We start from the raw sequence: 8,783 nt of genomic DNA, 5'->3' as shown, positions 1-8,783 counted from the left end.
CGTGTTTTCGGAGCCACACTAATACTGTAGAACAACCTTGTATGCCGTACTTCTCTTGAGCCTGTTTATAAGTCAGTTCACCTCTTTCAACTTGGTCAACGACATCCAATTTAAAAGCGAGTGAATAGTCACGTTGGGTTCGTCTAGCTGCTGATTTCATAACACTCTCCAATTTTCTGATTGGGTTGTGTCAACCTTATTTAGGACGGGTCATTGAATTGTGTTAAGGCTCCTCATTGATAGGAGCCTTTTTATTTGCCCTTGAATAGAGATGAGTGCGCGTTCATACTCGCGCTATTAGCCACTTATCTAACGAAAATTGAGTGAAATATGTCGATAGAAATCCAACAAAAACTCGAACACCTGCGTGAAACACTGCATTACCACGCCGTGCGCTATTACGTTGAAGACAGCCCAGAAATCCCAGATGTTGAGTATGATCGCTTGATGCGCGAACTGTTGGCACTAGAAGAGCAACACCCTGATCTAGTGACGATCGACTCACCAAGCCAGCGAGTTGGCGGAAAGCCTCTTGACGGTTTTGCAACCGTGCAGCACGAAATTCCAATGCTTTCACTTGATAACGCGTTTGACGATAGCGAGCTAACCAGTTTTCATAAACGAATGGTTGATCGCTTGCCTGGAGCAAAGTTCGATCTGTTTTGTTGTGAACCAAAACTTGATGGCTTGGCGGTTAGCCTTCTCTACGTTGATGGCGTTTTAGTGCAAGCAGCGACTCGCGGTGATGGTACAACAGGTGAAAACATCACTGAAAACGTACGTACAATCGCGGCAATTCCGTTAAAACTGCGTGGTGAAGGTTGGCCACAGCGTATTGAGGTTCGTGGCGAAGTCTTTATGCCTAAAGCCGGTTTTGACAAACTTAACGAGCTGGCGCTGAAAAAAGGTGAGAAGACGTTTGTTAACCCGCGTAATGCCGCAGCGGGCAGTTTGCGTCAACTCGATTCACGTATTACTGCAACTCGTCCACTCAGTTTTTATGCTTACAGCGTTGGCGTGGTCGAAGGCGCTGAGCTTTCAAATAGTCATTATGAGCGATTCTTACAACTGAAAGGTTGGGGATTGCCTATGTGTCCAGAAACAAAGCGCGTTGGTTCATTGGCAGAGGTGAGAGACTACTACCAAGCTATTTTACAGCGTCGCGATGCGCTCGCTTATGAAATCGATGGTGTGGTGATTAAAGTTGATGATATTGCCCTGCAAGAACGTTTAGGTTTTGTGGCTCGAGCACCGCGTTGGGCGATAGCGTATAAGTTTCCTGCGCAAGAAGAGATCACGGTACTTAACGACGTTGAGTTCCAAGTTGGACGCACTGGAGCGATTACACCTGTTGCCAAGTTGGAACCGATTTTTGTTGGTGGTGTTACGGTAAGCAATGCTACGTTGCACAACGCTGACGAAATTGCCCGACTACAAGTTAAAATTGGCGATAGCGTGATCATCCGCCGCGCAGGCGATGTGATCCCTCAAGTTGTCTCTGTGGTTGCCGACCGTCGCCCGGAAAATGCACGAGATATTATCTTCCCTGATCAGTGTCCAGTTTGTCGTTCAGCTGTCGAAAGAGTTGAAGGTGAAGCAGTTGCGCGTTGTACTGGTGGCTTAGTCTGTCAGGCGCAACGTAAAGAAGCGTTAAAACACTTTGTTTCACGTAAAGCACTTGATGTTGATGGCTTAGGTGAAAAGGTAATTGAGCAGTTGGTTGACCGTGAAATGGTAGAGACTCCAGCTGACTTATTTAAGTTAAGTGCTGGTGTACTGACTGTTTTAGAGCGTATGGGACCGAAGTCGGCACAAAATGTTGTAAATGCACTTGAAGTATCAAAGCAAACCACACTGCCACGCTTTTTATATTCATTGGGTATTCGAGAAGTGGGCGAAGCCACTGCGGCAAACTTAGCGGCGCACTTTAAATCGCTTGAGCTTGTTATGAACGCTACTCACGAGCAGTTAGTTGAGGTTCAGGATATTGGTGGTATTGTTGCGAGTCATATCACGTCATTTTTTGCGCAAGATAAAAACAAACAAGTCATAACTGAGTTGCTCGAGCAAGGTATTAACTGGCCGGTAATTGAAGAGCGAGATGAAAATATCCCTCAGCCTCTAGCGGGTAAAGTTGTGGTTTTGACTGGTTCATTATCACAACTATCACGCTCAGATGCGAAAGCAGCGCTAGAAGCCTTAGGGGCAAAAGTAACCGGAAGTGTTTCTAAAAAAACCGATATTCTTTTTGTGGGTGAAAGCGCAGGGTCAAAATTAGCCAAAGCACAAGAGTTAGGCATTGAAGTTCAGACTGAGCAAGATTTGATTAATTTGATGTAACTGTTCTATTAAAGAAGAGCTTGCGTTGGAGCTAGGTTCTTTGGTTTTAGGTAGGTAAAAAGCTAAAACACTTATCCTTAGGGTAAGTGTTTTTTTTTGAGAAAAATAAACCTTAACTTTCTTATGCAAATTTGGCAGTTTTTGAAAAGTGATGGCGATCTAAATTCACACAGTGATCTAACTAACACTCTATTTTTGCGATGCACTTCAATTATGCGTTCAGGGGTTTTCTTCTATGTAACTGAAATTTAAAGGTTTAACTTTAGTTCCCAAAGTTCAAATTCATTTTGCGATCTAGATCATTAGTTTAGAAAAAGTATGTCTTAGCTCATATTTTTTTATAAAGAAATTAAGTTCTCATTGATGTTTTTTACTGCGAAGTTAGTCTAGTACCCATGGATACACGAGGTGTATGCAGTCACTTTAAAATCGAAAATATCATTGAAGGCTATTGAGATTTTACGAGTAATTTCTTTTCCCTTCGGCGGCCAACTTAAGGGAAGAGGCAATAAAACAGCTATATCCATTTTTAGGAGTTTTTTCCATGGACAAATTTTTCAAACGCACTCTAGTGTGTGCGGCAGTGGCATCTGCAGCGGCAGTTGGTTCAGCAAATGCAGCAGTACAAGTTGTTGGTGATGCAGTTACATTTTACGGCCAAGCGGCTGGTTCTGTAATCTATGACATCAAAGATAACCAAGATAACAGCATGATTGCTGATATTGAGTCTCGTATCGGTTTCCGTGGCGTAGTTGAATTTGAAGATCTAGCACCAAACTTTATTTGGCAGATGGAAGGTGGTAACGCAAACAACGGTACTAACTCTGGTGGCCTTGGTGTTCGTGATACTTACCTAGGTTTTGATTGGGAAGGTTTCGGTAACATCAAGTTTGGTCGTCAACTAGTTGCAGCATACAACCTAGTCGATGCTCACACTAACCCAGGTACTGGCGGCGTGTTTGATTCAGCAACTGATATTGGTGTTGCATATGAAGGTCGTGCTGACCACGTAATTCGCTACGATTCAGCAAACTGGAATGGCTTTACTCTATCCGCAACTCTAAGTGGTACTGCTGAAACGTTTGATGCAAAAACAGTAAGTTTTGCAGGTGCATACCAAAACGACAACATGCTTCTACACGCGGGTTACTATGACCGTGGTGAAACAGAAGAGAAAGATGTATTCATTAATACTACTAAACTTACAACGCTTGAGCTTGACGGCAGTGACTACTGGATTGTTGGTGCATACTTCTTCCTAGGCGATTTCACTGTAAACGCAGCTTACCGTGATGCATCTGTTGATTATGCCGCAGGTGGTAGCAACAGCCAAGAAAGCTACTCTGCAGCTATTCAATACACTATCGATGAAAACTGGTTTGTTAAAGCTGGCTACGCACATCAAGGTGAATCAAGCAAATCTGCAGACTTTAACGGTGTAGATGACTCTGATACTGCAATCACTGCTCGCGTGGCTTACACGCTGCCAAGCGCTATCTTGTACTTCGATGTACGTGATTACGATATGGACGGTGAAGCAACTTCAGGTGATAAAACTCGCCTAATGTTTGGTACTGAATACTACTGGTAATCTATCTGTTGCTAGTTAGTCTAACTGCTTATTTTACGAGCACTCCGCGAGAGTGCTCGTTTTTTTCAGGAGAAAAAAGATGAAGGTAATGAAAACCTTAACAGCTATATGTATTGCAACTGCTTCCTTTGCTCCGCAGGCCGAAGTTGGACTAAGTTTTAATGATAATTTAACCCCACTTGTGGTCGATAACGAAGCTTCCGGACTTTGGGCATTCGCTAAACCAAAATTTAAACTGCCAGATGGGACTAATCAGGTGGTATTTCGTGTATCAAAATTGGTTGATAACAATTTTGGTGAAAAAGAAAAATTTAATTCAGAAGCCTTTGTTGTTACCTTTGATGCTGCAGATGTACAGTTAACATTAGCACCCGATACGCAAATCACTCGTCTTTTGCATGTTGAGCAATTCAATAAAAATCCGAAAATGAAGCTCACGGATGAGAACGGCAATAATATTGATTTTACTATTGAAGAGTTGCCATACATTTTAGGCTTAGGGCGTGACTACGAAAAAGAACTAAGAGAGTACAACGTTGCAAAAGGAATTGTGCCCGCATCTGCGCCTTCAGAAGTTGCTATTCCATCGAATGTACAAGTTGTACAAGTAGGTCAGTTGTCTGGTGGTGATGCTAGCCAAATGGTTTCGTACTGGAGTAAGAAAGCTACGCCACAAGAGCGAGAACAGTTTACTAACTGGGTATTTGAAAATAGACAATCGCAGCAATTATCAGAGCTAGAAGGCTCTAAAGCATTGGAAATGATGAGCTACTGGTATATTGAAGCGACAGCTGTAGAGAGAAAATCTATTCTGGCGTGGTTAGTTTCACAATAAGAATTTTCGAAAAGCCCTTGTCAGTAATTTGACAAGGGCTTTTTCAATTTTTAGTGGGAGATAGTGTCACTAGTAAAAGTACCACCGTTTGAGCGACATACCCCACTTGGGATGTAGTCTTTTGAGCCATCTGGCATTACACAGTTGACCCATTCGCCGCGTGCAGTTTGGTTACTGTTAGAATTGTTTGCTGGTTGTGATGCAAATACAGAAAATGAAACAAGCGCAGTACAAGCTAGAGCAATAATCTTTTTCATAATAAATCCCCTTTGTTTTTGTGAGCTATCTCAAATATCTGAGATAGTTTTAGTATGAAACAAGACTGATAAAGATCAAAAAAAAATGATATTTTTATGTAATAAATAACCTATCTTTATGTTTCTTTAGGAAGTTATTGCGAAAAATTTATTGTTTTTTTGTTTGATGAGATTGTGAACAAAAAAAACGCCTGAAAGCGGTAGTTTTCAGGCGCTTTTTCTACGCTAATGCTTTACTTTTTTTCTTGTATGAATAATACAATACCCTTGATATCAGTGACTTCAACTAACATTCCTGATAATAGGGGGAGTTCAGAATAAGCTGACCAAGTGGTGTCAGCTATTTTTATACGCGATTTACCGGCTGGTAGGTCTTGATCTAGGCGTAACGTGTAACCAATCAATTGCTTATGTTTTTGATTGAGATCGCGCTTAGAATCGCTTTTTTGATCGCTACTTAGCTGTCTTCGCCACCATAACCATGTCGTAGTTAAAGAAAAAACGGCAAAGGAAACCCACTGTAGTTGCCAGCCAATCGGTAGCCAAGTGAGGATTACTCCCACGATTAGAGCCGATATTCCTAGCCATAGTAGGTATCCGGCTGCGCCTAATAGTTCAGCTGCCAGCAGCGCAAGCCCCAAGCCGATCCAATGCCAGTGGTTAATACTATTGAGAAACTCGATCACAATGACCTCGATTGTTTGTCATGCTTAAACATTTCGGCAATACCTGCCACTGAGCCCATTAAGCCAGATGCTTCAAGTGGCAACATAATGATTTTGCCATTTTCGGCTTGCCCTATGGTTTTTAGCGCATCGGTATAGCCTTGTGCAATAAAGTAATTAACGGCTTGCATATCACCTTTTGCTATCGCTTCAGAGACCATTTCGGTAGCGCGAGCTTCAGCTTCTGCTGCGCGTTCACGTGCTTCTGCTTGTAAAATGGCAGCTTGCTTTTCACCTTCTGCTTTGAGGATTTCTGATTGCTTTTGGCCTTCTGCGCGTAAGATCTCAGCTTGGCGAACCCCTTCGGCTTCTAAGATTTCAGCGCGCTTATTACGCTCTGCTTTCATTTGGGCATTCATCGCTGCGGTTAGATCAGAGGGCGGCTGTACATCTTTGATTTCAATACGAGTGACTTTTACTCCCCATGGATTGGTCGCTTCATCGACGATCGCTAATAACTTAACGTTGATCATATCGCGCTGGCTGAGCATTTCATCAAGCTCCATTGAGCCGAGCACGGTGCGGATATTGGTTAAGGTGAGGTTGCGAATAGCATGTTCCAGATCATTTACCTCATATGCAGCTCGCGCAGCATCAATAACCTGCACAAAACAAACCGCATCAATGGTGACATTGGCATTATCGCGAGAGATAACTTCTTGTGCTGGAATATCGAGCACTCGCTCCATCATATTGATCTTATGACCAATTCGGTCGATAAAAGGAATAATGAAGTTAAGTCCTGGTTTAAGAGTATGGGTATAGCGACCAAAACGCTCAACTGTCCAGTGGTTTCCTTGCGGTACCGTTTTGACACCGGCAAAAACAAAAGCGATGGCAGCAATGACGAAAATGGCGGTAGTGATGATTGAATCTATAGGGAGTGAAGTATCAATAGGCATGAAGATCTCCTTTTCAAGTTGTCTTCATTGTTGCCTAAACTTTGTACAAGCTCAAATGGTGTAGTGAGACTTGCTCCGCTAAATGGCAGAGTTAAAGGTCGATTATTTCGACCTTTAACTGCGTATTTTCTTGTTAATAAAGGATTGAGTAAAGTTGACGACGATATTTTGCTGCGACAGTGTTACCTTGTCCAAGCGCGCTTAAGATATCCATAAATGATTTTTTCATATCACCGTCTAAGCAATTGAGGTCTTGGCTAATAAATTGCCACATCAGTGCTAAAGCTTCGTCATCTCGGTTCACTTGGTGGTAGTTCAACGCGAGTTCTTGAGCCAGTTTGGCGTTATTTGGTTCAGAGGCACGTTGCTGTTCCAGCGATTGTATCTCAGGGCTATTTGCTGCTTGATGGTGGATCTCTAGCTTGGCAATTAAGCCTTTGTAGTAATTATCTTGATACTCAAGTGGAATTGCTTGCAGGAGGGCTTCTGCTTGCTCAAAGTTTTGCGCTTCTAAATAGCAGTCAGCCAGTGCTAGCTTAACATCGCCTCGGTTGGCTAGTTCTGCAGAAAGCGCAGTCAATAGAGGCATGGCTTGCGCATGTTGACCGGATGCAACCAACTCGAGTGCTTTACTTAGGTTAATTTCTTCTTGGCTTGGTAGATGTTTTGCTAACATTTGCTCAATCATTTCGATTGGCTGAGGGCCACCTAATCCATCAACTGGCTGACCATTAACAAAAAGAGCAATGGTTGGTAGGGCTTGAACACCAAATTGGGCGGCAATTGACTGCTCTTGCTCACAGTTGAGCAGTGCAAGAGTCATAGCACCGTTGTAGTTTTGCGCCAGCTGTTGAAGCTGCGGAATGATTTCACTGCTCTCTTGGCTGACAGGTGCCCAGAAATGAATCAGCAGCGGTGTTTGTCTTGACGTTTCCAGAACCTGCATAAAGTTCTGCTGGTTTAATTCAGTGATGAACGGTGATTGCATGCGACATATCCTTAGCCAATGTCTTTATCTATTCACTAAGTATGGTCGACAAATGGAAAATTCAAGTTCACAAACAAAAACACCACGTATTAACGTGGTGTTTTCATTGGCAAAAGTGCAAGCGAAGGTGTTTAGAGTACGATAAACAATGTTAGCACGACACTCACACATAGCCAGTTTAACTGGTTCAACGACATGTACGGGTACCGAAAGTGACGCTTGAAAGTCAGCGTGATATTTCTTTACCCTTTCATCTTGCCTATTGATTGTGACGTTAATATTACGCTATGCGGCTTTTAGCAAAATTTTATCTAGCCACGCAGTTGGAAGAATGCGTTTGAGAATGGCAAAGACTTTGGTTGGTTTGGTAATGCGATAGCGTATTTTCGGTTTCTTAGCTTCTAAAGCGTGGAGCACCGGAGCGATGCATGACTCGGCAGGTAACACGAAGGCATTGTTAGAAGATTCTTTCTCTAAGCGGGCAATCTGTTGCTGATACGCGTCTTTGTGTACGCTGGTATCAATCTCTATCCATTGATGGAAAGCTTGTAATGCATTGGCGCGAAAGCGTGTTTCAATCGGACCGGGCTCGATCAAACTGATATGAATATTGCTACCCGTCAGTTCTAGCCTTAGCGTATCAGTCCAACCTTCCAAGGCAAATTTGGAGGCATTATAAGCACCGCGATATTTCATTGCCGCAAAGCCGAGTACTGAGCTGTTTTGTACAATTCGCCCTTCATCTTGTTGGCGCATTAAAGGCAATACTTTACAGACTAGATGATGCCAGCCAAAAAAGTTTGTTTCAAATTGCGCTTTTAGCCCCTCAACGGGAAGATCTTCTAACGCGCCGGGCTGCCCGTAAGCGCCATTATTGAATAGTGCGTAGAGTTTACCATCAGTCAAGGCGATGGTTTTCTCGACCGCGGCATCAATACTTTCTACTGAACTCAGATCAAGCTGAATACTGGTTAGCCCTTCCTGTTGCAGGCGAAGTACATCTTGCTCACTGCGGCATGATGCAATGACATGATAGCCACGCTGATGCAAAGCATGCGCAGTGACATAACCAATACCAGATGAACAACCCGTAATAAGTATGGCTTTGCTCATAAAAATCCTTCTTTTAAATTGGGCTTAATCGC

General features: G+C 43.0%; 8 protein-coding genes and 1 pseudogene. 3 read left to right on the top strand and 6 right to left on the bottom strand.

Going from position 1 to position 8,783, the window contains the following annotated elements; genetic code table 11:
* Positions 1 to 160 (bottom strand): annotated as a pseudogene (locus tag DPF93_RS19505) (IS3 family transposase); the annotation flags it as partial.
* Between the two features lie 170 nt (positions 161 to 330).
* Between DPF93_RS19505 and ligA the strand changes: the two are divergent.
* From ligA to DPF93_RS19490, 3 genes are all read left to right on the top strand, one after another.
* The gene (ligA, locus tag DPF93_RS19500; RefSeq protein WP_114767709.1) at positions 331 to 2,340 is read left to right on the top strand and encodes an NAD-dependent DNA ligase LigA; all 2,010 of its coding nucleotides are present in this window, start codon (positions 331 to 333) and stop codon (positions 2,338 to 2,340) included.
* Positions 2,341 to 2,884: 544 nt separating this feature from the next.
* Positions 2,885 to 3,931, top strand: coding sequence for a porin (locus tag DPF93_RS19495; protein WP_114767708.1), 1,047 nt, complete (start codon positions 2,885 to 2,887; stop codon positions 3,929 to 3,931).
* Positions 3,932 to 4,010: 79 nt separating this feature from the next.
* Positions 4,011 to 4,766 (top strand): YccT family protein, encoded by a 756-nt coding sequence (locus DPF93_RS19490; protein WP_114767707.1) that lies wholly within the window; start codon positions 4,011 to 4,013, stop codon positions 4,764 to 4,766.
* A gap of 50 nt (positions 4,767 to 4,816) precedes the next feature.
* Here the strand turns inward: DPF93_RS19490 and DPF93_RS19485 are convergent, their stop codons facing one another.
* From DPF93_RS19485 to DPF93_RS19460, 5 genes are all read right to left on the bottom strand, one after another.
* Positions 4,817 to 5,023, bottom strand: coding sequence for a hypothetical protein (locus DPF93_RS19485; protein WP_114767706.1), 207 nt, complete (start codon positions 5,021 to 5,023; stop codon positions 4,817 to 4,819).
* A gap of 233 nt (positions 5,024 to 5,256) precedes the next feature.
* Entirely contained in the window at positions 5,257 to 5,709 is a 453-nt protein-coding gene (locus DPF93_RS19480) for an NfeD family protein (protein WP_114767705.1), read from the bottom strand.
* Entirely contained in the window at positions 5,706 to 6,650 is a 945-nt protein-coding gene (locus DPF93_RS19475; protein ID WP_114767704.1) for an SPFH domain-containing protein, read from the bottom strand. The genes DPF93_RS19480 and DPF93_RS19475 overlap by 4 nt, the downstream gene beginning before the upstream one ends.
* 133 nt (positions 6,651 to 6,783) lie before the next feature.
* Entirely contained in the window at positions 6,784 to 7,638 is an 855-nt protein-coding gene (locus DPF93_RS19470; protein WP_114767703.1) for a co-chaperone YbbN, read from the bottom strand.
* Between the two features lie 285 nt (positions 7,639 to 7,923).
* Positions 7,924 to 8,751: an SDR family oxidoreductase gene (locus DPF93_RS19460; protein ID WP_114767702.1), complete on the bottom strand. Its 828-nt coding sequence runs from the start codon at positions 8,749 to 8,751 to the stop codon at positions 7,924 to 7,926.
* Positions 8,752 to 8,783 lie beyond the last annotated feature (32 nt).

This window comes from Vibrio rhodolitus, from assembly GCF_003350325.1.
GTDB lineage: Bacteria > Pseudomonadota > Gammaproteobacteria > Enterobacterales > Vibrionaceae > Vibrio > Vibrio rhodolitus.
The sequence above is the reverse complement of the archived record's forward strand: the minus strand, read 5'-3'. Positions and strand labels throughout refer to the sequence as shown.

Bases quoted from the DNA above. Each gene is read 5' to 3' on its own strand.
- DPF93_RS19470 (WP_114767703.1), bottom strand. From the start codon at position 7,638: ATGCAATCACCGTTCATCACTGAATTAAACCAGCAGAACTTTATGCAG.
- DPF93_RS19485 (WP_114767706.1), bottom strand. From the start codon at position 5,023: ATGAAAAAGATTATTGCTCTAGCTTGTACTGCGCTTGTTTCATTTTCT.
- DPF93_RS19495 (WP_114767708.1), top strand. From the start codon at position 2,885: ATGGACAAATTTTTCAAACGCACTCTAGTGTGTGCGGCAGTGGCATCT.
- DPF93_RS19460 (WP_114767702.1), bottom strand. From the start codon at position 8,751: ATGAGCAAAGCCATACTTATTACGGGTTGTTCATCTGGTATTGGTTAT.
- ligA (WP_114767709.1), top strand. From the start codon at position 331: ATGTCGATAGAAATCCAACAAAAACTCGAACACCTGCGTGAAACACTG.
- DPF93_RS19490 (WP_114767707.1), top strand. From the start codon at position 4,011: ATGAAGGTAATGAAAACCTTAACAGCTATATGTATTGCAACTGCTTCC.
- DPF93_RS19475 (WP_114767704.1), bottom strand. From the start codon at position 6,650: ATGCCTATTGATACTTCACTCCCTATAGATTCAATCATCACTACCGCC.